Source organism: Burkholderia lata (assembly GCF_000012945.1).
Taxonomy (GTDB): domain Bacteria; phylum Pseudomonadota; class Gammaproteobacteria; order Burkholderiales; family Burkholderiaceae; genus Burkholderia; species Burkholderia lata.
In genome coordinates this window covers 2,137,655-2,164,131 of sequence record NC_007511.1, presented here as the reverse complement: position 1 = coordinate 2,164,131, position 26,477 = coordinate 2,137,655, and the positions used below count along the sequence as shown (strand labels likewise).

Sequence of the window (26,477 nt, the reverse complement as noted above, 5' to 3'; positions counted from 1 at the left end):
GCAACACGGCAACACGGCAACACGGCATCACGGCATCACGGCATCACGGCATCACGGCATCACGGCATCACGGCCCGGTTGACACCGGGCCGCGCTATTCATTCCACCTTCACTTTCTCCCATCCACCGACCTGCGGGGCCGCACAGGCCCGCAGGCACTCGATCGTCGCGGCCACGGCCGCGCGATTCGCGCTGTCGGGGTGCCAGTACATCGACACCGCGCCCTGGCCTTCGAGCTGCATCGGCAGGATCCGGATCGCGTTCAATTGCGCGAAGCGCTGCGCGGCACGGTGCGACGCGACGCCGAGCAGGTCGGTGTTGTTCAGCAGCGTGAGGTTGAGGATCGACGAATTCGATTCGACGCAGTGCGGCGGCCGCACGCGGCCGGCGGCTGACAGCGCGGCCTCCAGCGCATTGTGCACGGGCGTGCCCGACGGCCACACGATCCACGAGTAGGCGAGCACATCGTCCCAGCCGACCGACGTCGCACCGGCGAGCGCATGGTCGGGCCGTGCGACGAACACGACCGGATCGACATACAGCGCTTCGGCATGCAGCAGCGGATCGACGAATGTCGATCCGGAGCGGCCCACGACGATATCGAGTTCGCTGCGTGCGAGCTGCGGCATCAGCTGGTTCATCGTGCTTTCGGTCATCCGAACCTGTGCGCGCGGCATCCGTTTCAGCAGTTGCGACACCGCGAGCGGCACCGTGTCGGCCGCCGCCACGCCCGACGTGCCGATCGTCACGAGGCCGCTGCCGCCTTCCCGAAGCGCGGCCATGTCGTCGCGCGCGACGTCGAGCTGCGCTTCGACGCGGCGCGCATGCTCGATCAGCGCTTCGCCGTACGACGTCGGCCGCAGGCCGCGCGCATGCCGCTCGAACAGCGGCAGCCCGACATCCTCTTCCAGTTCCTTCAGCCATTTCGACAGCGCGGGCTGCGTGGTCGCGAGTGCGACCGCCGACTGGCTCAGATTGCCGGTGCCGGCAAGGCTCAACAGTACCTGCAGATGCCGCAGTCGCAGCCGGTGGGTCCAGTCCATCGCATGCCTCGTCGCGAGTAGGTATATCCAGAATTATATGGATCAGATGATTTGACCATTTTACCGGGTATGTCTGGGTCGAATATAAATCACCTAACGGACTGCCGCATGGTCCTCGCCCCGACATAGCGCCGACGCCGATCGGCCGACTCCAAGGAGACATCATGACGACCCACCCGGACGCGTCGCGCGCCGCCTACTACGCACGGATCGCCGAGCAACGCCTGGCGCCGCTGTGGGAATCGCTGCACAACCTCGTGCCGAAATCCCCGCAGCCGGCCGTGCAGGCTGCGATCTGGAAGTACGCGCAGGTGCGCGACCTCGTGATGCAGGCCGGCAGCGTGATCAGCGCCGAAGAAGCCGTGCGCCGGGTGCTGGTGCTGGAGAACCCGGGGCTGCCGGGCAAGTCGAGCATGACGCCGACCCTCTACGCGGGCCTGCAGCTGATCCTGCCGGGCGAGATCGCGCCGAGCCACCGGCATACGCAGTCGGCGCTGCGCTTCATCGTCGAAGGGTGCGGCGCGTGGACGGCCGTGAACGGCGAGCGCACGACGATGCACCCGGGCGACTTCATCATCACGCCGTCGTGGGCGTGGCACGACCACGGCAACCCGTCGGAGGAAGCGGGCGGCGAACCGGTCGTGTGGCTCGACGGGCTCGACATTCCGCTGCTCGCGAACCTCGACGCAGGCTTCGCGGAGAACTACCCGGAAGCCGTGCAGCCAGTGAATCGCCCGGAAGGCGACAGCCTCGCGCGCTTCGGTCACAACATGGTGCCGGTGCGGCATCGCGTGAGCGATCCGACGTCGCCGGTGTTCAGCTATCCGTATGCCCGTACCCGCGAAGCGCTCGACGCGCTGTACCGGAACGGCGAGCTCGACGCATGGGACGGCGTGAAGCTGCGCTACGTGAACCCCGCGACGGGCGGCTGGCCGATGCCCACGATCGCCACCTTCATGCAGTTCCTGCCTGCCGGTTTCGACGGCCGTACGTACCGCAGCACCGACGCGACGATCTACTGCGTCGTCGAAGGCAGCGGCACCGCGCACATCGGCGGCAACGCATTCGAATTCGAACCGCACGACATTTTCGTCGCGCCGTCGTGGGTGCCCGTGCGGCTGTCTGCGTCGTCCGACAGCGTGCTGTTCAGCTACTCCGACCGGCCCGTGCTGTCCGCGCTGAACCTGCTGCGCGAAGCGCGCGACTGACGCCGGCCCTTTCAACGATTCGTTTCCCGTTTCCCGTGCGTCGTCGCCGCGGCGCGCTCCCCTTCATTCGTATTTACGCTGGAGCCATTCATGACTTTCGTTTTCCCGCCTGAAGCGCCCGTGGCGCTCCCCGTTGCCGGCAGTGACGCGCAGTTCGCGGTGCGCCGTGTGTATTGCGTCGGCCGCAACTACGCTGCCCATGCACGCGAAATGGGCTTCGATCCCGATCGCGAGCCGCCGTTCTTCTTCTGCAAGCCGGCCGATTCGATCGTGCCGGTCGCGTACGGCGAAACGCTCGATCTCGAATATCCGGCGCAGACTTCGAACTATCACTACGAAGCCGAACTCGTCGCGGTGATCGGCAAGGGCGGCTCGGACATTCCGCTCGAGCGCGCTCTCGAACACGTGTGGGGCTATGCGGTCGGCCTCGACATGACGCGCCGCGACCTGCAGATGAAGATGCGCGAAATGGGCCGGCCGTGGGAAATCGGCAAGGCATTCGACCGTTCGGCGCCGATCGGGCCCGTGCATCCGGCAAGCGATGTCGGTCATTTCGAGCAGGGCGGCCTGTGGCTGACCGTCAACGAGGCGACGAAGCAGAAGAGCGACGTGTCGCACCTGATCTGGTCGGTTGCGGAAACGGTGGCGGACCTGTCGAAGTTCTTCCGCCTCGAACCCGGCGACGTGATCTTCACGGGCACGCCCGAAGGTGTCGGCGCGGTGGTCGCGGGCGACGTGATGAAGGTCGGCGTGGAACGGCTCGGCGAACTGACCGTGCGCGTGGTCTGACGCATCTTCCTCGAAAGGCGACATCGTGCAACTGCATAGCTTCTTCAACAGTTCGACATCCTACCGGGTGCGTATCGCGCTCGCGCTGAAAGGGCTGCCGTACGACACGCTGCCGGTGAACATCCGTACCGGCGAGCATCGCGAGGCGGCCTACGTCGCGAACGTGAACCCGTCGGCCGCGGTGCCGGCGCTGGTCGACGGGGATTTCCGTCTCGGGCAGTCGCTCGCGATCCTCGACTACCTCGACCAGATCCAGCCGACGCCTCGACTGATTCCGCTCGAACTGCGCCAACGCGCCCGCGTGCTGGAACTCGCGACGCTGATCGCATGCGACATCCATCCGGTCAACAACCTGCGCGTGCTGCGCTATCTCGACAGCGAGCTGAAGGTCACGCCGCAGCAGAAGACCGCGTGGTACCGGCACTGGATCGCGGAAGGGATGGCCGGCGTCGAACGGCTGCTCGCGCGTGCGGACGAGGGCCCGTGGTGCTTCGGCGACACGCCGACGCTCGCCGACGTATGCCTCGTGCCGCAGGTCGCGAACGCGTTGCGGATGGATTGCGACCTGAGTGCGTATCCGCGCAGCCTCGCGGTGTTTGAACACGCGCGGCACGAGCCGGCATTCGAGGCCGCGCAACCGCAGCGACAACCGGATTACGTCGCGTAACACAAAGCAGGAGACAGACATGGGCGAGACAAAAGACAACGGCCGGCGCGTGCTGGTAATCGGCGGCGGCATCGGCGGGCTCGCGACGGCGCTCGCGCTCGCGCGCCAGGGCATTCGCGTGAAGCTGCTCGAACAGGCAGACCAGATCGGCGAGATCGGCGCGGGGATCCAGCTCGCGGCGAACGCGTTCAACGCGCTCGACGCGCTGGGTGTCGGCGAGGCTGCGCGCAGCCGGGCGGTGTTCACCGACTGGCTGCAACTGATGGACGCGGTCGATGCGCGCGAGGTGGCGCGCATCGATACGGGCGCCGCGTACCGCGAGCGTTTCGGCAATCCGTATGCGGTGATTCATCGCGCGGACATTCACCTGTCGGTCTATGAGGCGGTCAAGGATCATCCGCTGATCGAATTCCGGACGAGCACGCAGGTGTGCGGCTTCGAGCAGGGCGGCAACGGCGTGACCGTGACCGACCAGCACGGCGAGCGTTATCGCGCCGATGCCGTGATCGGTTGCGACGGCGTGAAATCCGCGATCCGTCATGCGCTGATCGGCGACGCGCATCGCGTGACGGGCCACGTCGTGTATCGCGCGGTGGTCGACGTCGACAACATGCCGCAGGATCTGCAGATCAATGCGCCGGTCGTGTGGGCGGGCCCGCATTGCCATCTCGTCCACTATCCGCTGCGTGGTGGACGGCAGTACAACCTCGTCGTCACGTTCCACAGCCGCGAACAGGAAACCTGGGGCGTGCGTGAGGGCAGCAAGGAAGAAGTGCTGTCGTACTTCGACGGCATCCATCCGCTGCCGAAGCAGATGCTCGACCGGCCGACGTCGTGGAAGCGCTGGGCGACCGCCGATCGCGATCCGGTCGAACGCTGGAGCGAGGGCCGTGCGACGGTGCTCGGCGACGCCGCGCATCCGATGACGCAATACATCGCGCAGGGCGCGTGCCAGGCGCTCGAAGATGCGGTGACGCTCGGCGCGGCCGTCGCACAGACCGACGGCGATTTCGAAGCGGCGTTCGCGCTGTACGAGCGCGTGCGGATTCCGCGCACCGCGCGTGTGCTGTATTCGGCGCGCGAGATGGGGCGGATCTATCACGCGAAGGGCGTCGAGCGGCAGGTGCGCAACGGGCTCTGGGTCGGCCGCACGCAGGCGCAGTTCTACGACGCGCTCGACTGGCTGCACGGCTGGCGCGCGAAGGATTGCCTGAAGTCCGTCGCGTAACGCGGCGCGGTTGGCCCGATTCCGGCGGCGCGCATTTCAACGACACGACGCGCGACCGCCTTCCTGGAGGAGACACCATCATGGCCGATACGCTGTCCATCGACGTCAGCGAATGGATCGACCGGCATCGCGTTGCGCCGTTTCAGGCCGCGATCGTCGCACTGTGCTTTCTGATCGTCGCGATCGACGGTTTCGATACCGCATCGATCGGGTTCATCGCCCCCGTCATCCGCGCGGAATGGGGGCTGTCGCCCGCGCAACTCGCACCGGTGTTCGGCGCGGGGCTCGCCGGGCTGATGGCCGGCGCGCTCGTGTTCGGGCCGTTCGGCGACCGGTTCGGCCGCAAACGCCTGCTGCTCGCCTGCGTGGCGTGCTTCGGCATCGCGAGCGCCGCGTCGGCGAGTGCCGGCGGCCTGACCGAGCTGATCGCGTGGCGCTTCGTGACCGGGCTCGGGCTCGGCGGCGCGATGCCCAATGCGATCACGCTGACGTCCGAATATTGCCCGGCGCGGCGCCGTTCTCTGCTGGTGACGACGATGTTCTGCGGCTTCACGATCGGCTCCGCGCTCGGCGGGCTCGCGGCCGCGTCGCTGATCGAACACCACGGCTGGCGCTCGGTGCTCGTCGTCGGCGGGGCGGCGCCGCTGCTTCTGCTGCCGGTGCTCGCGTGGCGGTTGCCGGAGTCGGTGCGCTATCTCGTCAACACCGGCGCGGCGCGCGAGCGGATCGCGGCGATGCTCGGTCGCATCGCGCCGGACCCGCACCTTGCGAACGCGTCGTTCATCGCGCCCGCCGGCAAGCCGGCCGGGTCGCCGCTCGGCCGCCTGTTCAGCGCCGACCTGCTGCGCGGCACGCTGCTGTTGTGGCTCACGTTTTTCATGAGCCTGCTCGTGATCTACCTGCTGTCGAGCTGGCTGCCGACGTTGCTGCGCACGACCGGCGCGACGTTGCAGACGGCCGCGCGCGTGACCGCGATGTTCCAGGTCGGCGGCACGCTCGGCGCGATCGTCCTCGGCGGGTTGATGGACCGTTTCGACCCGCATCGCGTACTGGCCTGCAGCTATGCGGCGGCCGGTGTATTCGTCGCCGCGATCGGTGTATTTGCCGGATCGCCGTGGGGCGCCGCGCTTGCCGTGTTCGCGGCCGGCTTCTGCGTGTCGGGCTCGCAGGTCGGCGCAAACGCGCTGTCGGCCGCGTTCTATCCGACCGAGTGCCGCACCACCGGCGTGAGCTGGGCGAATGGGATCGGACGTGGCGGCTCGGTCGTCGGATCGATGGCGGGCGGCGCGATGCTGGCGATGGGCGTGCCGTTGTCGACTGCGTTTGCCGTCGTCGCGGCGCCGTGCGTGATCGCGGGGATTGCGGTGCTGGCGCTCGGCGTGGTCCGTGCCGATGCGGCGCGCATGCCTGCCGCGAAGGCGATCGCGGGCGAGCAGGCCTGAGCGAAGGAGGGCGCAAGGCCGCCTGTCGGCAAGCGGCGGGGAGCATCATTATATAAATCAATATAATATTGATTCTTTAATTGTTTCCCCGCCCCGATGAACGACGATCTTTCCACCGGGTTGCCGGACCCCGACCAGATGCGCGCGGCTGCCGAATCGGCCTGCGCGCTGCTCAAGGTGCTGTCGAATCCTGACCGGCTGCTGCTGCTCTGCGAACTGTCCCAGGGCGAGCGCTGCGTGAGCGATCTCGAGACGGCGCTGGATATCCGCCAGCCGACGCTGTCGCAGCAGCTCGGCGTGTTGCGGGACAACGCGCTGGTTCGCACACGCCGCGACGGCAAAAACATCCACTATTCGCTCGACAGCCCGGCCGCGATCGCGGTGATGGGCGTGCTGTATGAACAGTTCTGCGGCCCGGCCGCGAAGGGGCAGCGCGATGCAGCTTGATGCGCTTCATTTCACGCCGTGGCTGTCGCTGGCCGGCGGCGTGCTGATCGGGCTCGCGGCCGCGTGGCTGGTCGCGTTCAACGGCCGGATTGCCGGCATCAGCGGCATCGTCGGCGGTCTGTTCACCGCGCGCGCCGGTGAGCGCGACTGGCGCGCCGCGTTCGTCGCGGGGCTGATTGCCGCACCGCTCGTGATGTACGTCGCCGGGAACCGCCTGACGCCGCAGGTCGACGCAGGCTGGGTCGAACTGGTGGCGGCCGGGCTGCTGGTCGGCGTCGGCACGCGGTACGCGGGCGGCTGCACGAGCGGTCACGGCGTGTGCGGGATGTCGCGCGGTGCGCTGCGTTCGGTGGTCGCGACGGTGGTCTTCATGGTCGCAGGCTTCGTGACCGTCTTCGTGCGACGGCACGTGCTGGGAGGCTGACATGCAGGCAGGATTCGCGTTTCTGGCGGGGCTGCTGTTCGGCGTCGGCCTCATCGTGTCGGGCATGTCCAATCCGCAGAAGGTGCTCGGCTTCCTCGACCTGGCGGGTCGCTGGGATCCGTCGCTCGCGTTCGTGATGGCCGGCGCGATGGGCGTGGCCGTGTTCGCGTTCGCCTGGGCGAAGCGCCGGACACGGACGTGGCTCGGTTTGCCGATGCAGTTGCCGGCCGTGCGGGCGATCACCGTGCGCCTGGTTGCCGGAAGTGCCGTGTTCGGCATCGGCTGGGGGATCGCCGGGTTCTGCCCGGGGCCTGCGATCGTGTCGATCGGTTTCGGATCGGCGAAGGGGATCGTGTTCGTCGTCGCGATGCTGGCCGGGATGGCGGTGTTCGAGTGGATCGAGCGTCGCAGGAGTGTGCGGTGAGGTGATGGCCACCGCGTGCCAAGCAAGCGGTGGCGGTTGATCGGTCAAGGCCGGTCGATCTGCACGAGCGCGGCCGAACCGGATCGCGTCAGATCTCCATCGGATGATGCGGTGTCAGCCTGACGCTTCTCCTTGACGCAGCAAGTCGCGATTTCACGAATGCTCGCGCACACGATGGCCGCCGCGCAATCTCTCGGACAGCCGGCGTAGGGCCGCACGCCATCCCGCGAGCACGCCGGGCTGTCCGGCCGGCTCCACGATCGCCGTACTGACCGCACCCGTGCCGCTGGCAGACAGCGCCACATGACCGGCCGTCTCGAACGTCAGGCATTCACCTTCGTCGAGCACGCGGCGAATGTGCTGCGGCGCGTCGGGTAGCCAGTCCAGCCCGCCGTGGCGCAGCGTAACCGCCAGCGCGCCATCGAGCACGATCACCTGACTCCCCTTGTCGAACCACGCAAAGTGGCTTTGCCCGGCGTCGAGCCGGATGTGATGCGTTTGCATGGCGATTCCCTTTCCCGGTTGCGCGGCCTCGCGACGGCGAGGCGACAGCGTGCAATCAGGTTAGGGAAACGGGCCTCGGCACGACAGATTCAGGGGCCGGGAATCTGTTGCGGTGCAGGCGACGATTTTGCATCGCTGTATCGGTGGGTTTCCCCGGAATCTGTATCTGGCGTGCGATCGGCCATACGAGCACGATCGTCTGCATGACACCTTTCACCGACTCATCCCGCCCGCCCTTGCCGATGGACGGCGAACCGCTTTACGAACGGCTCGCCGAGCATTACCGCCGCATCATCGCGGCCGGTACGCTGTCGCCCGGCGACCGGATGCCGTCGGTGCGCGCGTTCATGGCACAGCACGGCGTGAGCCTGTCGACCGCGATCCAGGCGTTCCGGCGGCTCGAGGATACGGGCTGGTGCGAGGCGAAGCCGCGCTCCGGCTACTTCGTGCGGCGCCGCGCGGCGGTCGCGCTCGCAACGCTGCCGGAAAGCGACGGGCCGCCGCTGAGCGTCGAGCCGCCGTTCGCGGGCCTGCACGAACGTGTGTCGCGCGTGATCGATCGCGCGAACGCGGCGCCCGATGCGCTGAATCTCGGCGGCGCGTCCGCGCTGGCCACGCTGTATCCGGCCGAGCGCCTGCAGGCGCTCGCGATCCGGCTGTTACGGCGCAAACCCACGTTGCTGACCGACGCGGGGCCCGTCGGCGGTTCGCCCGAGTTCCGGCAGACGATGGCCAAGCGCGCGCTGTCGTATGGCGTGACGGTGACGCCGGACGACGTGATGTCGACGAGCGGCGGCGTCGATGCCGTGAATCTCGCATTGCGCGCGGTGGCGCGCCCCGGCGACACGATCGCGATCGAATCGCCGGCCTTCTTCGGCTTGATCCAGTTGCTCGAAAGCCTCGGCTTGCGTGCGCTCGAAATCCCGGCCAGCCCGACAACCGGCCTGTCGATCGAGGCGCTCGAAGTGGCGCTGACCGCGTACCCGGACATTCGGGCCGTGGTCGTCGTGCCGAACCTGCAGAACCCGCTCGGCTGCGTGATGCCCGACGAGCGCAAGGCTGCGCTCGTCTCGCTCTGTTCGCGCCACGGCGTGGCCGTGATCGAGGACGAGCCTTATCGCGAGCTCGTCGAGGCGCCGCAGCCGGTCAAGCCGGTGAAGGCATGGGACCGCGACGGCACGGTGATCTACTGCCCGTCGTTCAACAAGGTGCTGGCTCCCGGGATGCGGCTTGGCTGGATCAGCGCGGGGCGCTGGCACGCACGCGTGAAGATGCTGAAGTTCGCGCACAGCCGGCACAACGCCGCGTTGCTGCAGGCCGTTGCGGCCGAATTCGTCGGCTCAGGCGCGTTCGATCGCCATCTGCACCGGTTTCGCGAACAGTTGCGCGTGCAGCGCGACGTGACGATCGATGCGATTGCACGGCATTTCCCGGCCGGAACCCGGATGAACCAGCCGCCGGGCGGGATGCTGCTGTGGATCGCGCTGCCGGACGGCGTGCGCTCGGAGCCGCTGTTCGACGCCGCGCTCGCGCACGGCGTCAGAATCGCGCCCGGCTCGATCTTCTCGAATTCCGACCGCTTCGACGGCTATATCCGGCTCGCTTGCACGCGCGTGTTCGATGCGGCGCACGAAGCGGCGTTCGAAACGCTGGGCCGCCTCGTACGGGAAGCCACCGCGGCCACGTAAGCGCGGTGTCGGCCGGTCGGGCCAGCGAATGCTCAAGCCCACCGGTTTTCCGAGCCACCGACGCGGCAAGCCGCCGCCATTTCATCGGCTGGCCGAATGCGTGGCGAGGTGCTGGCGGATCAGCGACAGGTAACGATCGCCGACCGAGAAATCGCGTGCGGCGCGCGGCCGTTCGGCCTGGCGCAGCGTGGCCGGTGCGCTCATGCCCAAATACCGGCAGACGGCGGACGGGAAGGGCTTGCGCGTATGCCCGAGCTGGCGAGCCGCGCGCTCGACGCGGGCATCGCCGACCTGGGCGCGGAGCCACGCCAGCACTTGGCGATCGGCTTCGTTGACGATACGGACCAGATGTTCCATCGCGCACCTCACTGTTCATAAATACAGTACTGTAAATATAACCAGTGTTTGCGGCGGCCGCAAGCGGGTGCGCGTGAGGCTGGCCGTTCGGCCAGGGTCAGCGGGCCGGCACGGCGGTTCGCGTGATCCGGCCAGCAGGGGCCGCGGGCGCCACGGGGGCGGCAACCTTCGTATAGCGCGCGTCCGTCAGCGTGCCGAGGAACGCGACGATGTCGTCGATTTCCGCGTCGGTCAGCGCGGGCGGCGTGCCGGGCCGGCGGTTCATCGGCGTCGAGTTGACGTTGATGTTGCCGCGATAGGCGGCCGGCACGTCGTCGAACGTTCTGGCCCCGTGATACCAGAAGCCCGGGTCGGTCGAGCGCGTGTTGTAGAACGCGACCGCGTCGCGCAGCGTCGTGAACACGCCGTTGTGCATGAAGGTCTGCTTGACCGCGACGTTGCGCAGCCCCGGCGTGCGCAGGTAGCCGCACCATTGCGTCGGCTCGGGCCAGCGCAGCCGCCGTGCGGTGTCGCACAGTCCGTTGTCGAAATGGCGCGGATCGCGGTTCGCCGGCAGCGCGCGGTTGCGCGGCACTGCGATCGCGTCGTAGCCGAAATCGGTAAAGAGCGAACGCTCCGGGCGGCTCGACGTCTCCGACAGCGTATGGCAGCTCATGCAGTTGCCCTTGTCGGGATTCCGGAACAGCGCGAGGCCGCGCATCTCGGCCGGCGCGAGCGGCTTGCGCGTGCGCAGGAACGCGTCGAAGCGCGACGTGAACGGCGCCATCTCGTCGCTCTGCAGATAGGCCTCGACGGCCAGGCCCATCGCACGCACCAGTTGCTCGGGATCGCGCCGCACCGGCGCGCCGAAGCGCGCGGCGAGATCAGGCGCGAGCTCGGTCGCGTCGACCTTGCGCAGCAGCGCGGCCGGCGACCGGTTGTTCATCTCGTTCGGATCGAACAGCGGCCCGCGGATCTGCTCGGCGAGCGTATCCGCGCGGCCGTCGCTGAACAGGCCACCGAACGGCGACGGTGCGGGCGCATCGTCGTCCTGGTAGAAGTGGCGGCGCGGCACGTAGCGCACATAGAGCAGCGACGGGGCGTTGCGCTGGCTGAAGCGTCCGGGCCGGCTGCCTTCTGGCACGCCCGGCCCCGCGAGCGAAGCGGCCGACAGCGTCGGCGCGAACGCGCGGCCGGCGTCGTGGCAGCCCGCGCACGACATGCCGCGCGGCTCGGACAACCGCGGGTCGAAGAAGATCCGGCGGCCGAGTGCGACGAGCGTCGGATCGGGTGCGAAGCGTGCGGTGGCCGCATCGATCTTGCCCGTCACCTGCGGCGTGCCGTTGCCGATCGTGTCGACGACTCGCGAAGGCGGCGCACCGGGAAGCAGGACCGTTTCGGCCGGCGCGGCGTGAGCGGCGAGCGCCAGGCCGGCGAGCACGGCCGCCGTGGCCAGCGCGCGCAGCGTTTGCAGGCCGCCTGCATCACGGCCGTCACATCGAACTCCTTCACTCACGGCGCAATGAACCCCGTCTTGTCGCAGGCGAGCGTCGTGCCCGACTGGTTGCACGACGCGAGCAGCTTGCCGGCCGCCGAGTACGCGTGGAACACCCAGCCGGTCGCCGGGGCGGCGCGGCGTTCCATGATCAGGAAGCCGAAGCTGTTGTTGTGCGACAGCCGCTCGATCACGGCGCCCGGTGCGGGCGTCAGGCCGGCCGGGAACGGGTCGGGCAGCGCGACGTCGAGATTGTCGCCGCCGTTACCGGACACGATCGTCGCCGGATGCCCGGACGAGAAGTTGATCGCCTGGAAGTCGTGCACGTGCCCGTGCAGCGCGACGTGCACGCCGGGCGGGTAGTACGCCTGCGCGTTGAGGCTCGACATCACCGATTGCAGCGCGAGGTTGCCCGGCGCGGGCGTGCTGCCGGCGATCGGCGCGAACGCGAGGATCGGATGGTGGTTCGTGAAGATCGTCGTCGTCATGCCGGCCTTCGACGCGAGCGCGGCGACCGTCTGGAACTGCTTCTGGTAGATGCCGAATTGCGCGTCGGTCGTCTTCAGCGGCGTGCGGCCGACCTTCGCGGTGTCGAACACGATCACCTGCGAGCCGCCGCCGAGCGACACCGCATAGGGTTCCGAATAGTTCGCGTTGTTGTCGTTGGCCGGATCGTCACACGAGCGCGCGGCCGAATACGGGCGCGGATCGAGGAAGCGGAACCAGCCCTGGCCCGCGCGCGCACATTCCTCATGGTTGCCGCGCACGACGACCCACGGTGCCTTCGCGAGCAGCGGGGCGGCCGGGCGGAACAGGTCGGCCTGCCACGTATCCCAGCCATAGCCCCACGGGCTGTCCTTGCAGCCGGCGATGTCCGGCGGGCACGCGTTCTCGCGATAGTGGTAGTCGCCGATGTGCATCACGAGATCGGGCGACAGTTTCGCGACGCTGGCCGCGATCGTGTCGAGCGGCCAGACCGACGCGTCGTTGCACGCCTGCCACGCGTTGTCGGCTTTCTTCATGCGGCAGCCGGTGTCGGCGATGATCGCGATGCGTTGCGGCTGCGCCTTCGGCAGCGGCAGCGTGCGGCCCGCGACGCTTGCCGCCTGCGCGCCGGCCGGCAGCGTCATCTCGCAGACGGACACCGGGAAGCTCGACGGCTTCGAATCGGACGGGTCGCTGGCGGTCGGCCGCTGGGCGATGGTCGCGGCGCCCGTGCGCAGCGACATGCGCGACAGCTTGCCGTCGACGGTCAGTTGCGGGCACAGCGGATCGCTGGCCGACGCGGGCGTGTAGTTCGTGATCACGCGTGCAATCGCCTGGTTCGACTCGCCGATCTCGACCCATGCCGCCTGGACGTTGACCGACGCACTCGCCGGATCGGCCGGCGAATCGATGTGGTTCGAGCACGCGGACAGCGCGGCGAGGGCAACAAGGGGAGCGCAGCGCACGAGCAGCGCGCGCGTGAGGAGTCGTCGCATGGGAGGCACCGTAGGAAAGTCGTCAACGATACGCAACGCGAATGTAAGAAATGTGAAAAAAACGGGGTGCGACAGGGGGCTTGCATGCTGGCCGGGCGTCGATATTGCAGCAGCAGGTCGCGGCCGGAGGGCCTTGACCTCAAGCCGGCTTGAAGCAGCACAGTGCGAGGCACGATCAACGAACCAGAAGGGGAATCGACGATGGAAACCAGCCGGCCCAATGATGAACAATCCGCGCTATGGAACGGCCCGTCGGGGCGCGCGTGGGTCGATACTCAAGCGCCAATCGACCGGATGTTCGAACCGCTGGAGAAGTTGCTCGTGGATGCGGCGGCCCCGTCGTCCGCGCGCAGCGTGCTCGACGTCGGCTGCGGCACGGGCGCCGTCACGCTCGCGATCGCGCGGCGGCTCGGTGCGGACGTGCAATGCACGGGTATCGATATCTCGGCCCGGATGATCGACGCCGCACAGGCGCGTGCCGAACGAAGCAGCGTTCCCGTCCGCTTCGTGTGCGCGGATGTGCAGACGCACGCGTTCGAGCCCGCGAGCGTCGACCTGATCGTGTCGCGCCTCGGCGTGATGTTCTTCGACGATCCGGTTCGGGCTTTTGCGAATCTGCGGCGTGCGGCGCGGCCGGATGCGCGGATGCGGTTCGTCGCGTGGCGCGGCGCGGCCGACAATCCGTTCATGACGATCGCCGAGCAAGCCGCCGCGCCGTTGTTGCCGAACCTGCCCGCGCGGCGGCCTGGCGCGCCGGGGCAGTTCGGGTTCGGGGACCGGCAGCGGATCGCGTCGGTGCTGTCGAATAGTGGCTGGGCGGACATCGCGATCGAGCCGGTCGATCTGGCGTGCGCGCTGCCGGAGCCTGCGCTGGACGACTACATCACGCGGCTGGGCCCGGTCGGGCTTGCGTTGCTGGAGGTGGACGAGGCGACCCGGCGGCGCGTGGTCGACACGATGCGTGCCGCGTTCGCGCCTTACATCGACGGCGCGGCGGTGCGCTTCGACGCAGCATGCTGGCTCGTGACGGCACGCGCACCGTCCGTGTAACGCGTCGCGGTACAGAGGCGGATCAAGGAAGGGGCGGCCGGTTCGCCCCGCGCGTGGTCGTTCGCGCGGGACGAAGCCGGGCCGCGTGACGAACGCGCGTCAGCGTCGCCGCGCGCGCAGCATCAGCCACGCGCAACCGCCGGCGACCAACGCGAGACCGAGCAGGACGGCTTCGACGCCGAGCGCAAACCCGGGCGGCATGTCCCCGGTGTCCGGCATCGGCGACAGGTTGATGCCCATCGCGATGGCGCCGCCGGCGAGCAGCGCCGCGCAGACGATCCAGTAGACCTTGCCGCGCGGCGCCGCGGCCCGGATTCGCCACAGCGCGATGCCGGCGCCGCCAAGGTAGAGCAGGGCGAGCGTGCCGAGCGCGATGACATCGGACGCGCGGCTTTGCAGGAGCCCGGTCATCGTGCGGCTCCGTCGCGCGTAGCGGGTCGCCCCGGCACACCAAAGGCGGGATTCATTCGGCCTCCGTCGCGTGCCCCGGCGCGCGGCTCAGCAGATGCGTGCGCTTGTCGGCCGCGAGCGACACGTAGCGTTCGTACTGGCGCAGCACGTCGGCAATCACTTCGTCGCCGCGCAGGTATTCGACGTCGTAGCCGAGTCGCCCGTCCTCGAAGAACGTCACGATCCCGTACACGTGTGCCCGTTCCGCTTCCGGCTCGGCCGCCTCGCGCACCAGGAACGCAGCGGCGGATTTCACGGTCACGCGCACGCCGTATACGAAATCGCGGTGGTCGGCGGTCGGCACGGTGAGCCGTACGGCATCGTCGCTGTCGCGCTGCACGTTTGCATCGACACCGCTCGCGCGCAGCTCGTCGGCGACTTTGCGCAACGCGGGCTCGACCGTCTCGGCGACGAACTGGCGCGCTTCGGCTTCGGTCGTCTGCCGCAGGATGTGGGTCAGGCGGTGGCGCCAGTGCTGGCCGGTCCAGAAGCTCGTCGCGGGCGCGACGTCCTGCGAATAGTGCACGCGGTCGGCCGCGAGCCCGCGCCACAGCCCGTAGCAGAGCGCGATCATGATGATCGCGACCGGCAGCGCGGCGATCAGCGTCATCGCCTGCAACGCGCCGAGCCCGCCTGCGACGAGCAACACCGCGGCCGTCACGCCGAGCAGCGCGGCCCAGAACAGCCGTTGCCACACGGGCGAGTGCGCGTTGCCGCGCGTCGCGATCTGGTCGATCACGAATGCGCCCGAATCCGCGGACGTGACGAAGAACACCGCGATCAGCACGATCGCAACGATCGACAGCAGTTGCGGCATCGGCAGGAAGTCGAAGAAGCGGAACAGCAGTGCGTCGACATTGGTGGCCGTCTGCGCGAGCGCGCCGGCCGCGCCGTGGGTATCGAGCCAGATCGCGCTGTTGCCGAACACGGTCATCCATACGAGGTTGAACGCGGTCGGCACGAGCAGCACGCCGATCACGAACTGGCGAATCGTGCGGCCGCGCGAGATGCGCGCGATGAACATGCCGACGAACGGCGACCACGACACCCACCATGCCCAGTAGAGGATCGTCCAGCCGCCGAACCAGCCTTCCTCTCGCGGCGGTGCGTATGCGTACGTGCGGAACGACAGGTCGATAAGGCTCGACAGGTACTGGCCGATGTTGTCGCCGAGCGCGCGCAGCAGGAAGGCCGTCGGGCCCGCGACGACCACGAACGCGAGCAGCAGGAACGCCAGCAGCAGGTTCAGCTCGGACAACCGTCGCACGCCCTTGTCGAGGCCGGTCGCGGCCGATACGCCCGCGAGGATCACGACGACCGCGACGAGCCCGATGCGAAACAGGTTGCTGCCGGTATCCCAGCCGGCGACGGTATGCAGGCCCGCGCTCAGCTGCATCACGCCGTAGCCGAGCGTCGTCGCGATGCCGGCGACCGTGCCGACCAGCGCGAACGCGTCGACCGTGTGGCCGATCCAGCCGTTGATGCGCTCGCGCAGCACCGGATACAGCCCGGAGCGCAGCGTCAGCGGCAGGTTGTAGCGGAAGCCGAAATACGCGAGCACGAGCCCCATCAGCCCGTAGATCGCCCACGCATGGAAGCCCCAATGGAAGAACGTCATCAGCATCGCCTCGCGCGCGGCGGCTGGCGTGCCGGGGTCGACGGTCGGCGGTTTCAGGAAATGCTGCATCGGCTCGCCGACGCCGAAATACATGAGGCCGATGCCCATGCCGGCTGCGAACAGCATCGCTGTCCACGATACGAAGCTGAATTCGGGTTCGGCATCGTCGGGGCCGAGTCGAATGTTGCCGAAGTCGCTCGCGGCGATCAGCACGAGAAACACGAGGAAGCCGGTGACGGCGAGCACGTAGAACCAGTCGAAGCGCGCGATGACCCATTGCTGGCCGGCGGAGAACAGCGCGCCGGCTTCGCTCGGGCGCAACGCGCACACGACGAGCAGCGCACCGATGACCGCGAGCGCGGGCAGGACGACCTGCGGCTTGAATGTCGTGCGGGGCAAGGGACGGGAATCTGGCATGGCGGGCATCCAGTTGTGGGCGCAACGAGGCGCGACGCCGCCCGGCGCGTACGTCACGCGTCGGACCCTGATACGGCGTGCGTCGAGTGTACCGCGGTGTCAGGACTGCAAGAAGGGGGCATGCAGAAGGGAAAGCCTGACGAATTGTAAGGTATTGAGGGGATCGAGAAAACCCGTGGGGTTCGCCCGGCGGGCTGACAGGGCGCTGAAAACGCGGTGGCGGACGTGTATCGGGCGCCCGGACGGCACGCGTGGAGTGCGAGAAATGCGTGTCGTCCGGGGTAAGGGCGAGCGCGGCGAAGGCGCTGCCGCGCGGGTTCAGAACGTGACGGCGATGCCGGCCATGCCGACGAACTGGCCGTGCGTCGTCGACGGCGTGAGCTGCTGAGAATCGCCGACGATCGGTGCCGCATCGATCACGTGGCCGGCGCCTTGCGCACCGAGCGTCTGCCCGCTCGAATGCGTGTACGCCTGCAGCGCATAGAGCGTCGTGCGCTTCGACAGGCTGTACGACTCCTTCAGCGAATACTGCTGGTAGCGCGCCGCACTGTTGACGCCGTTCGCCTTCGACGCGAGCGTGTACGCGAACGCGCCGGCCACCGAGAACACCGGCGTGAAGCGGTACGCGGCGAGCGCGCCGTAGGTGTTGAACACGGCCGTGTCCGTGAACGCGGAGCCGTTGCCGGGCAGGTACTTCACGTTCGAATAGTTGAGACCCACCGTCAGGTCGCCGAGCGTGTAGTTGCCGGCCGCCGCGACCTGCTCGACGGCCTTCGCGGTGAGGTAGCCCTGGTTCAGCACGGACACCGCGAAGCTGCCCGACGCGGCAGTCGCCGGATTCAGGAAGCCGGCCGACGAGCCCGAGCTGTTGATGCGCAGATAGCCGGCCGCGACGCCGATCGGCCCGTTCGCATAACGCAGCGCGGCGCTGAACGTGTTGCCCTTGCCGGTCGCGCCCGCAATGCCGCCGAATGCGTACATCGCGCTCGCGGTCAGCCCGGCGAAGGTCGGCGACGTATAGGTGACCGAGTTGTTCACGCGGGTCGTCGTGTCGAGGCCGTCGATGTCGCCCGGATGCGCGCCCGTCGCGCCTGTCAGCCAGCTGCTCGACGCGTACGGGCCGACGAACAGGAAGTAGGGCGTGTACTGGCGGCCGGCCGTCATCGTGCCGTAGTGATCGTTGCGCAGGCCGACGAACGCCTGGCGATTGAAGATCAGGCCGGCGGCGGATTGCGCACCGTTGTTCAGGTTGAAGCCGGACTGCAGGTCGAAGATCGCATGCGTGCCGCCGCCGAGATCCTCGTCGCCGCGCAGCCCGAACTTCGACGCATACAGGTTGCCGTCGCGCATGTAGAGGTTCGAATGGCCCTGCTGGTTGTTCACGTACGCGAGCGAATCGTCGACGACGCCGTACAGCGTCACGCTGCTCTGTGCGTGCGCGGCGGTCGTGCCGAGCGACGCGGCCGATAAAATGAGGATTGCATAGCGGTTGACGGGTGCTTTCATTGACGATCTCCAGATCTCTTCATCTTTTCAAAGGGGCGGGAGGCTCGGTCGCCTCCTCTGCGGTGGGCGGCGGGCCGCGTGAACGGCCCGCCTTGCCCGGGTTTCAGCTATCGAATGCGACGACGAGGCGGCGCCACGCGCCATCCTGCGCATCCTGCTCGACGCGCGCACCGCGCACGGCGACCGGGCCTTGCAGCGACGCGGGCAACAGGATCTCGACGCGGTCGGCCGGGCGTGCCGGGCGGCCGTCCCAGCGCACCGATACGCCGAGTACGCCCGACGCCTCGCGGCCGGTCTCGATGCGCCACAGCCCGTATTCGCCGTCGCGCCATGCTTCCGTCTCGCCGTCGTCCTCGACGCATTCGCCGTACGCAACGCCGTCCTCGACGCGCGGCGCGACGAGGAAGCCGCGCGTGTCGGCACGTGCGCCGAAATGCTGTTCCGCGACGTTCAGCGGCAGCACGCGGCCTTCACGCAGCAGCATCACCGGCGTGTCGAGCGGCGCGGGCAGCGTCACGCTCGTACCGCCGTCGAACGACTGCGCGCTTGTGCAGCACATCCAGCGCGCGCCCGACGGCAGGTAGACGGTGCGCTCCGCCAGGCCGGGATCGACGACCGGCGCGACGAGCAGCGCGTCGCCGAGCATCATGTCGTCACCTTCGTCGTAGCAGCGCGCATCGCCGGGGAAATCGGCGAAGGTCGGCCGCAGCACGGGCTCGTAGCGCGTCGTCGACAGCCACAGCAGGTGATAGAGGTAGGGCAGCAGCCGGTAGCGCTGCTTGATCAGCGACGCGATCTGCTCGGTGATCTCCGGGTACATCCACGGTTCGTTGACGGTGCCGTCGTCGTTCCATGAATGGATGCTGAAGCGCGGCATGAAGATGCCGAACTGCACCCAGCGCAGCAGCAGTTCGGGCGACGGCGCGGGCCCGGAGAAGCCGCCGATGTCATGACCGATGTTCGACACGCCCGACAGCGCGAGCCCGAGGCCCATCTTCAGGTTGTAGCGCAAGGTTTCCCACGACGTGTAGTTGTCGCCGGACCAGGTCTGCACATAGCGCTGCATGCCGGCGCCGCCGGAGCGCGACACGAGGAACGGCCGCTGCGCCGGCGCATGCGCGCGCTGCGCTTCGCGCGACGCGCGCATCATCAGCATCGTCTGCAGCACCTTCGCCTCGCGCGCGGGATACGGCTGGCCGAAGCCGTGCGCGATCGCATCGGGCGACCAGATCTCGTACTCGTTGTTGTCGTTCCAGGTCGACTCGATCCCGTATTCGAGCAGCGCCGACGTGACCTGCTCGCGCCACCAGCGGTACGCGTCAGGCTGCGTGAAGTCGAGATACGCACCGACCTCGTCCCAGAACTGCACCCATGCGGGCTCGCCGGATGCCGAGCGGATCAGCAGCCCGCGCTTTGCGGCGTCTTCGAATGCGGGATGGTCGCGCAGCAGGCACGGTTTGATGTTCGCGCACAGGCGGATGCCGTGGTCGCGGTAATGCTTCACGAAGCCCTTCGCGTCGGGAAACTTGTCGCGGTTCCAGTTGAACACGTAGCGCTTCGCGCCGATCGACGTATAGCCCGACGACAGGTGGAACGAATCGCACAGGATGTCGTGCGTGTCGCACTGTTCGACGAACTGGTTCATCTGCTGCTGCGCGTCCGGCGCATCGGTGTAGCTCATCGTCGAGCCCGAATAGCCGAGCCCCCATTTCGGCGTGCGCGCGGGGCGCCCGGTGAGCCACGTGAAGCGCCGCGCGGCCGCGAGCGGCGTGTCGGGCGACGCGATGAAGTAGTAGTCGAGATCGCCGTGCTCGGCGACGAAATAGCGGTACGGGCAGTGATAGTTGTCGAGCTCGCGGCCCATGTCGAACGAGCAGTCCGACAGCGTGTCGTAGAACAGCCCGAACCCCTGGCATGCCTCGGACGACCACGTAATGTAGAACGGGATGTGCTTGTACAGCGGGTCGGTGTGCTTCGCGCTGTAGCCCATCGCGTCGATGTTGCGCATCTCGAAGCGCGCGCCGGTGCGGTCGAGGTTGCCCGCGCGTTCGCCGAGGCCGAACACCTTGTCGCCACGCTCGCGGGCGACGTAGTGATACGCATGATCGTCCCACCAGCCGAAGTTGTACGCCTGCGTCGCGCGGTCGGCGAGGGCGACGCGCCACGTGCCGTCCGCGCCGCGCATCGACCACGTGCAATGGCCGCCTTGCCGGCGGATCGCGACGCGGATCTGCGCGGTCTCGATGCACACGCCGTCGTCGTCTTCGACGAGCGTGTAGGCGGGCAGTGCGAAGCCGTCGAGGTCGAGGCGGTCGCGCCCGTCGAGCGGTACGTCGTCGAGGCCCGGTGCGATCGACCACGTGCGCGGGTTGCGCGCCGTCGCGTCGGGCAGCACGCGCACCCGCACGATGTCGTCCTCGAGCACGAAGATCTCGACGGTTGCGCCCGCCTCGGACGCGAGCAGCACACGGTTCGCGTGCTGGCCGGCGACGCGGAACACGGGCGGATGAAGAAGCGAAGTCATGAATGCGGTTCCTGGTGAGAGCGAAGGTCAGGCGTGCCGTGCGAGCAGGCGTTCCTGCTTCGACTGCCCGCGGATCAGCACCGCGAGCAGCGTGACGCCGATGAGGTCGAACAGGCCGAGGCATGCGAACAGCGGCGCATAGCCGACCTTGTCGGCGAGCGCGCCGACCAGCAGCGAGAACCCGAGCCCGCCGATCCACGCGGCCATCCCGGCGAAGCCGCTCGCGGTGCCGACTTCCTCGGAATCGAACACGTCGGCCGACAGCGTGTTGACGAGTGCGGAGATCATCTGGTGCGCGAAGCCGCCGACGCAGAACAGCGCGATGGCCGTGTACGGCGACGCCACGAGCCCGATCATCGCGGGCCCGAGCATCAGCACCGCGCCGAGCGCGACGCCGGCAACGCGCGACCACACGAGCGGCAGCTTGAACCGCTTCGCGAGATACGGCGACAGGTAGCCGCCCGCGATGCCGCCGAGGTCGGCCGCGAGAAACGGCATCCACGCGAAGATCGCGATCTGCTTGAGTTCCATGTGGCGCTCGGTCGCGAGATACAGCGGAATCCAGAAGCTGAAGGTCTGCCACGCGGGCTCGGCGAAGAAGCGCGGCAGCGCGATGGCCCAGAAGCGCCGCGCGGTGACGACGTCGCGAATGCGGCGCTTCGACACGGGCGGCATCGTGGCCTGGCCGTCGCGGATCAGCGCGCGCTCCTGCGGCGTGATGCGCGGGTGGTCGGCGGGCGACCGGTATTGCGTGTACCAGAGCGCGGCCCACACGAAGCCGAGCGCGCCGGTCGCCATGAACGCGGCCTGCCAGCCGAACCGCATCGACAGGAACACGACGAGCGGCGGCGCGATCGCGGCGCCGAGCGACGTGCCCGCGTTGAAGTAGCCGACCGCGACGGATTTCTCGCGATCGGGAAACCATTCGGCGACAGCCTTCATCCCGGACGGAATCGCGGCGGCTTCGAACAGGCCGAGAAAGCCGCGCAGGATGCCGAGCGACAGCCAGCCCGACGCGAACCCGTGCGCGACGCCGACCACCGACCAGAGCATCGCGAACAGCGCGAACCCGAGCCGCAGCCCGATCAGGTCGACGACGAAGCCGCACACCGGCTGCATGATCGTGTAACCGATCTGGAATGCGCCGACGATGTACGAGTATTGCTGCGTCGAGATCGAAAAGACCTGCTTGAGCTCGGGGGCGAGCACCGCGAGGGAATTCCGTGCGAGGTAGTTGAGGATCGTGCCCAGACATACGAGCACGATGATCCACCAGCGCAACGCCTTGACTGTCTTCACTGCTGTCTCCTGTCGGGCAGGGCCGGCGCGTGGCGCCGGCCCGATCCATGACGACCATCCGTTCGGGATGGCTTGTTTCGATTTATTCGTACGATGTCCGATCTTGATGGGTGCCATTTTTCCCGATTCGCGTCGGAATAATGGTGTTCAAGCGAACATTTCGTCGTCGTCGGAGGCTAATGTTATCTGACGACTGATCATTTTCGAACATCCTATGTTCGAATTCGAATCCGGTCAACGTGAAATTGCATTCGAACGAACTTGCTCGGGGTTTTCCCCATGAGCGAGGGCCGGCAGTACACGTGACGACGTGCGGCGATTCCGCGCCAAAAGCCCACGGGGCGGGGCTGTGCGAGCGATCGGGCGATCGACGGACGCGGACAGGAGCGTGACAACCCTGATGAAAATTTATTTCTTTTCCGGATCGGAGTTGTGTAAATTCATTTTCACTATCCTTGCAATAACCCTTCGCATGACGCCTCTCGTTCCGCACGACGCCAGTCAAGACGAACCCGCGATTGCCGAGCGGATCGCGTCGGCGATGCCGTTGATGACGCCGATCCATCGCCGCATGGGCGAGTTCGTGCTCGCGAACCCGTTCCGCGCGGCGACGATGCGGATCGACGAACTCGCGCAGGCCGTGAACGCGTCGATCGCGACCGCGAACCGCTTCGCGAAGGCGCTCGGTTTCGACGGCTATCCGGCGATGCGCGCGGCGCTGGTGCGTGGCTTCGAGGCGACGCTCGGGCCGGTCGAGCGGCTGCGTTCCGCGCAGGAGCAGGAGCCTGGCGTACGTGGCGCCGTCTGGATCGACGCGGTATTCGACCAAGCCGTCGCGAACATCGAGAACACGCGTGCGCAGCTGGATGCAGCCGATGTCGAGGCCGCGGTCGAGGCGATCGTCGGTGCGCGTCGAGTGCTGATCCTCGGCGCGGGGTCGAGCGCGTTTCTCACCGGGCTGATGGAGCACGGGCTGTCCGTCTGCCATGACAACGTGCAGTCGCTCGCGTTGCTCGGCGGCCCGTCGCACGCGGCGCGGCGCTTGTATACGGCCGACTCGCGCGATCTCGTGATCGCGCTCGCGTTTCCGCGCTACGTGAAGGACACGATCGAACTCGCCCGCCGCGCGGCCGCGCGCGGTGCACGCGTGCTGGGTATCTCCGACGGCCCGCAATCGCCGCTTGCGCCGATCGCGTCGCTGAACCTGTACGTCAAGGCCGAACGTCGCTTCGCGGCCACGTCGGAAGCGGCCGTGCTCGCGATGATCGAGGCGCTGATCGACGCGGTCGCGCTGCGCACGCACCGGTCCGCGAAATCCGCGGCCGAGATGACCGAATTCCTGCTGCCGTGGCTCATGCAGCCGCAAGCGACGCCACCGGCAGCCAATCCTTCTACTCACCGTCCGAAAAAAACATGACTTCACCCGCGATCGTTGCGATTCACGGCGGCGCAGGCACGATCCTGCGCGATGCGATGGATTCCGATACCGAACGTCAGTACCGTGCCGAATTGACCGCGATCCTGACGGCCGCGCAGCAGGTGCTGGCCGATGGCGGCAGCGCGCTCGACGCTGTCACCGTCGCGGTGCGGATGCTCGAGGACTGTCCGCTGTTCAACGCCGGGCGCGGTGCCGTCTATACGGCCGAGGGCAAGCACGAACTCGACGCGGCGGTGATGGATGGCGCGACGCTCGGCGCCGGCGCGATCTGCTGTGCGACGCGCGTGCGCAATCCGGTGCTTGCCGCGCGGCGCGTGATGGAAGCCAGCGAGCACGTGCTGTTCGCCGGTGAGGGCGCCGATGCGTTCGCCGCTGCGCAGGGGCTCGAACTCGCGGAACCGGGTTACTTCCACACCGAGGCGCGTCACGCGCAGTGGGTCAAGGCGCGCGCAGCGGCGGGCGCGATGCTCGACCACGACGCGGCGACGTTCACGTTCGGCGCTTCGCAATCACAGCAGCAACAGCAGCCGCCCGAACCGCTCGATCCGGACCGCAAGCACGGCACGGTCGGTGCGGTCGCATGCGACCAGCATGGCCATATCGCGGCGGCGACGTCGACGGGCGGCATTACGAACAAGCAGCCGGGGCGTGTCGGCGATTCGCCGATCATCGGCGCGGGCTGCTATGCGGACGACGCAACCTGCGCGGTGTCGTCGACGGGCACCGGCGAGATGTTCATCCGGCTCGCGACCGCACATGACGTGGCTGCGCAGATCGCGTATCGCGGCGCGTCGCTCGCCGACGCCGCGCACGACGTCGTGATGAACAAGCTGCCGCGCCTCGCGGGCCGCGGCGGGATCATCGCGGTCGACGCGCAGGGCAACGTCGCGATGCCGTTCAACACCGAAGGGATGTACCGCGGCTACGCGCGCGTCGGTGAAGCGCCGGTGGTCGGCATCTATCGCGACGACGATACGGCCTGAAGCCGGACCGCACGAGGAGGAGACCCACGATGACTTCGAGCCGTAACCCGTCCGGCCTGGTGCTGCCCGAGCAGCGCGTGGTGGCCGTCGACGACCTGTCGGTCACGTTCCGCCGCGAAGGCGCGACGTTCGACGCGGTGCGCAACGTGTCGTTTCACGTCGACCGCGGCGAGACGCTTGCGATCGTCGGCGAATCGGGCTCGGGCAAGTCGGTCACGTCGCTCGCGCTGATGCGGCTCGTCGAGCACGGCGGCGGCGCGATCACGAACGGCCGGATCGCGTTCCGCCGGCGCGGCGGCGCGCTCGTCGATCTTGCGCAGGCCAGCGGCGCGACGATGCGCGGCATTCGCGGCGCGGACATCGCGATGATTTTCCAGGAGCCGATGACGTCGCTGAACCCGGTGTTTACCGTCGGCGACCAGATCAGCGAGGCGATCGCGCTGCATCAGTCGAAAAGCATGTCGGAAGCGCGCGCGGAGACGCTGCGGCTGCTCGAACTCGTGCGCATTCCGGAGGCGCGCCGCGTGTTCGCGCGCTATCCGCACCAGTTGTCGGGCGGGATGCGGCAGCGCGTGATGATCGCGATGGCGCTGTCGTGCCGGCCGTCGCTGCTGATCGCCGACGAGCCGACGACCGCGCTCGACGTGACGATCCAGGCGCAGATCCTGCAACTCGTGCGCGGGCTGCAGGACGAAATGAACATGGGCGTGATCTTCATCACGCACGACATGGGCGTGGTGGCCGAAGTGGCCGACCGCGTGCTCGTGATGTATCGCGGCGAGAAAGTCGAGGAGGGCGAATCGGATCGCATCTTCGCGGCCCCCGAGCATCGCTACACGCGTGCGCTGCTCGCGGCCGTGCCGAAACTCGGCTCGATGCAGGGCACCGATGCGCCCGAGAAATTCCCGCTGCTGAAGGTGGAGGGCGCAAGCGCGGCGGCACCGTCGCCCGCTCCCGCGGCAAACGACGATGCGCAGCCGCCCGTCGATCAGTCCGCGCCGCCGATCCTGCGCGTAAGCGATCTCGTGACGCGCTTCCCGGTGAAGAGCGGCGTGTTCGGCCGCGTGTCGCAATACGTGCATGCGGTCGAGCGCGTGAGCTTCGAACTGCGCGCGGGCGAGACGCTTGCGCTCGTCGGCGAATCGGGCTGCGGCAAGTCGACCACCGGCCGCTCGCTGCTGCGCCTCGTCGAATCGCAGAGCGGCTCGATCGAGTTCGACGGCCGCGACATCAGCGCGCTGAAAGGCCCGGACCTGCAGGCGCTGCGCCGGAATATCCAGTTCATCTTCCAGGATCCGTTCGCGTCGCTGAACCCGCGCCTGACCGTCGGCTTCTCGATCATGGAGCCGCTGCTCGTGCACGGCGTCGCGAGCGGCCGCGAAGCGCAGGCGCGCGTCGACTGGCTGCTCGACAAGGTCGGCCTGCCGCCGGAGGCCGCGCGCCGCTATCCGCATGAGTTTTCGGGCGGCCAGCGCCAGCGGATCGCGATCGCGCGTGCGCTCGCACTGAATCCGAAGGTCGTAATCGCCGACGAATCGGTGTCGGCACTCGACGTGTCGGTGCAGGCGCAGATCGTCAACCTGATGCTCGACCTGCAGCGCGAGCTCGGCGTCGCATACCTGTTCATTTCGCACGACATGGCCGTGGTCGAGCGCATCAGCCATCGCGTCGCGGTGATGTATCTCGGCCAGATCGTCGAGATCGGCCCGCGCCGCGCGGTGTTCGAGGCACCGCAGCACCCGTACACGAAGAAGCTGATGAGCGCGGTGCCGGTGGCCGATCCGGCGCGCCGGCATGCGCCGCGCCAGCTCGCGGCGGACGAGATTCCGAGCCCGATCCGCGCGGTCGGCGACGAGCCGGTCGTCGCGCCGCTGGTCGCGGTCGGCCCCGATCATTACGTCGCGACACATCGCGTCGGCGGCGCGTACTGAAGAAATGCATCGCCACGGCGATGCGCGAGCTTGCAGGAAGTCGAAACCGAAACGCCCGTGAGGCGTCACCGATTCACCGTTAGGA

At 68.1% G+C, this 26,477-nt stretch carries 23 protein-coding genes; 13 read left to right on the top strand and 10 right to left on the bottom strand.

Translation table 11 applies throughout. The features are described from left to right. Window positions 1–98: 98 nt before the first annotated feature. Window positions 99–1,043: a LysR family transcriptional regulator gene (locus tag BCEP18194_RS32205; RefSeq protein ID WP_011355490.1), complete on the bottom strand. Its 945-nt coding sequence runs from the start codon at window positions 1,041–1,043 to the stop codon at window positions 99–101. Window positions 1,044–1,207: 164 nt separating this feature from the next. Between BCEP18194_RS32205 and gtdA the strand changes: the two genes are divergently transcribed. From gtdA to BCEP18194_RS32165, 8 genes are all read left to right on the top strand, one after another. Then, complete coding sequence (gene gtdA, locus BCEP18194_RS32200; protein WP_011355489.1) at window positions 1,208–2,251, top strand: gentisate 1,2-dioxygenase; 1,044 nt, start codon at window positions 1,208–1,210, stop codon at window positions 2,249–2,251. A gap of 90 nt (window positions 2,252–2,341) precedes the next feature. Beyond that, on the top strand, window positions 2,342–3,040 hold the full coding sequence (locus tag BCEP18194_RS32195) for a fumarylacetoacetate hydrolase family protein (protein WP_011355488.1): 699 nt from the start codon (window positions 2,342–2,344) through the stop codon (window positions 3,038–3,040). A 25-nt stretch (window positions 3,041–3,065) separates the two neighbouring features. Continuing rightward, window positions 3,066–3,707, top strand: a complete 642-nt coding sequence (gene maiA / locus BCEP18194_RS32190) for a maleylacetoacetate isomerase (protein ID WP_011355487.1) — start codon at window positions 3,066–3,068, stop codon at window positions 3,705–3,707. A gap of 19 nt (window positions 3,708–3,726) precedes the next feature. Continuing rightward, complete coding sequence (locus BCEP18194_RS32185; RefSeq protein WP_011355486.1) at window positions 3,727–4,935, top strand: 3-hydroxybenzoate 6-monooxygenase; 1,209 nt, start codon at window positions 3,727–3,729, stop codon at window positions 4,933–4,935. Window positions 4,936–5,015: 80 nt separating this feature from the next. Beyond that, a complete protein-coding gene (locus tag BCEP18194_RS32180; protein ID WP_011355485.1) occupies window positions 5,016–6,377 on the top strand; it encodes an MFS transporter in 1,362 nt (453 codons plus the stop codon). A 96-nt stretch (window positions 6,378–6,473) separates the two neighbouring features. Continuing rightward, a complete protein-coding gene (locus BCEP18194_RS32175) occupies window positions 6,474–6,824 on the top strand; it encodes an ArsR/SmtB family transcription factor (RefSeq protein ID WP_011355484.1) in 351 nt (116 codons plus the stop codon). Next, window positions 6,814–7,248: a YeeE/YedE family protein gene (locus BCEP18194_RS32170; RefSeq protein ID WP_011355483.1), complete on the top strand. Its 435-nt coding sequence runs from the start codon at window positions 6,814–6,816 to the stop codon at window positions 7,246–7,248. Before BCEP18194_RS32175 ends, BCEP18194_RS32170 begins: the two co-directional genes overlap by 11 nt. A gap of 1 nt (window position 7,249) precedes the next feature. After that, window positions 7,250–7,672: a DUF6691 family protein gene (locus tag BCEP18194_RS32165; RefSeq protein WP_011355482.1), complete on the top strand. Its 423-nt coding sequence runs from the start codon at window positions 7,250–7,252 to the stop codon at window positions 7,670–7,672. A gap of 153 nt (window positions 7,673–7,825) precedes the next feature. Here the strand turns inward: BCEP18194_RS32165 and BCEP18194_RS32160 are convergent, their stop codons facing one another. Beyond that, window positions 7,826–8,176 carry a hypothetical protein gene (locus tag BCEP18194_RS32160; protein WP_011355481.1) on the bottom strand — a complete coding sequence of 117 codons (351 nt, stop codon included), beginning with the start codon at window positions 8,174–8,176 and terminating at the stop codon, window positions 7,826–7,828. 203 nt (window positions 8,177–8,379) lie between these two features. Between BCEP18194_RS32160 and BCEP18194_RS32155 the strand changes: the two genes are divergently transcribed. Further along, entirely contained in the window at window positions 8,380–9,864 is a 1,485-nt protein-coding gene (locus BCEP18194_RS32155; RefSeq protein ID WP_011355480.1) for a PLP-dependent aminotransferase family protein, read from the top strand. An 81-nt stretch (window positions 9,865–9,945) separates the two neighbouring features. On the opposite strand, the gene BCEP18194_RS32150 is transcribed toward BCEP18194_RS32155, so the two are convergent. The 3 genes from BCEP18194_RS32150 to BCEP18194_RS32140 all read right to left on the bottom strand — a co-directional run bounded on the left by BCEP18194_RS32150 (window position 9,946) and on the right by BCEP18194_RS32140 (window position 13,176). Continuing rightward, window positions 9,946–10,221: a hypothetical protein gene (locus BCEP18194_RS32150; RefSeq protein WP_011355479.1), complete on the bottom strand. Its 276-nt coding sequence runs from the start codon at window positions 10,219–10,221 to the stop codon at window positions 9,946–9,948. Between the two features lie 97 nt (window positions 10,222–10,318). Beyond that, complete coding sequence (locus BCEP18194_RS32145; protein ID WP_244273125.1) at window positions 10,319–11,656, bottom strand: cytochrome-c peroxidase; 1,338 nt, start codon at window positions 11,654–11,656, stop codon at window positions 10,319–10,321. Between the two features lie 56 nt (window positions 11,657–11,712). Continuing rightward, entirely contained in the window at window positions 11,713–13,176 is a 1,464-nt protein-coding gene (locus tag BCEP18194_RS32140; RefSeq protein ID WP_011355477.1) for a metallophosphoesterase family protein, read from the bottom strand. Between the two features lie 201 nt (window positions 13,177–13,377). Here BCEP18194_RS32140 and BCEP18194_RS32135 point away from each other — a divergent pair, with 201 nt between their 5' ends. Then, window positions 13,378–14,226 (top strand): class I SAM-dependent methyltransferase, encoded by an 849-nt coding sequence (locus tag BCEP18194_RS32135; RefSeq protein ID WP_011355476.1) that lies wholly within the window; start codon window positions 13,378–13,380, stop codon window positions 14,224–14,226. A gap of 99 nt (window positions 14,227–14,325) precedes the next feature. On the opposite strand, the gene BCEP18194_RS32130 is transcribed toward BCEP18194_RS32135, so the two are convergent. The 5 genes from BCEP18194_RS32130 to BCEP18194_RS32110 form a co-directional block, all read right to left on the bottom strand. Then, window positions 14,326–14,637: a hypothetical protein gene (locus BCEP18194_RS32130; protein WP_011355475.1), complete on the bottom strand. Its 312-nt coding sequence runs from the start codon at window positions 14,635–14,637 to the stop codon at window positions 14,326–14,328. A gap of 52 nt (window positions 14,638–14,689) precedes the next feature. Next, complete coding sequence (locus tag BCEP18194_RS32125; RefSeq protein ID WP_041493600.1) at window positions 14,690–16,711, bottom strand: BCCT family transporter; 2,022 nt, start codon at window positions 16,709–16,711, stop codon at window positions 14,690–14,692. Between the two features lie 318 nt (window positions 16,712–17,029). Continuing rightward, window positions 17,030–18,217, bottom strand: coding sequence for a porin (locus BCEP18194_RS32120; protein ID WP_011355473.1), 1,188 nt, complete (start codon window positions 18,215–18,217; stop codon window positions 17,030–17,032). 103 nt (window positions 18,218–18,320) lie between these two features. After that, entirely contained in the window at window positions 18,321–20,741 is a 2,421-nt protein-coding gene (locus tag BCEP18194_RS32115; RefSeq protein ID WP_011355472.1) for a glycoside hydrolase family 31 protein, read from the bottom strand. A 27-nt stretch (window positions 20,742–20,768) separates the two neighbouring features. Beyond that, on the bottom strand, window positions 20,769–22,040 hold the full coding sequence (locus BCEP18194_RS32110; protein ID WP_011355471.1) for an MFS transporter: 1,272 nt from the start codon (window positions 22,038–22,040) through the stop codon (window positions 20,769–20,771). A 472-nt stretch (window positions 22,041–22,512) separates the two neighbouring features. Between BCEP18194_RS32110 and BCEP18194_RS32105 the strand changes: the two genes are divergently transcribed. From BCEP18194_RS32105 to BCEP18194_RS32095, 3 genes are read left to right on the top strand one after another with little or no spacing between them, the layout of a single operon-like run. After that, a complete protein-coding gene (locus BCEP18194_RS32105) occupies window positions 22,513–23,457 on the top strand; it encodes a MurR/RpiR family transcriptional regulator (protein WP_041493328.1) in 945 nt (314 codons plus the stop codon). Continuing rightward, complete coding sequence (locus tag BCEP18194_RS32100; protein WP_011355469.1) at window positions 23,454–24,461, top strand: isoaspartyl peptidase/L-asparaginase family protein; 1,008 nt, start codon at window positions 23,454–23,456, stop codon at window positions 24,459–24,461. The genes BCEP18194_RS32105 and BCEP18194_RS32100 overlap by 4 nt, the downstream gene beginning before the upstream one ends. A gap of 29 nt (window positions 24,462–24,490) precedes the next feature. Next, on the top strand, window positions 24,491–26,392 hold the full coding sequence (locus BCEP18194_RS32095; protein ID WP_011355468.1) for a dipeptide ABC transporter ATP-binding protein: 1,902 nt from the start codon (window positions 24,491–24,493) through the stop codon (window positions 26,390–26,392). Window positions 26,393–26,477: the final 85 nt, after the last annotated feature.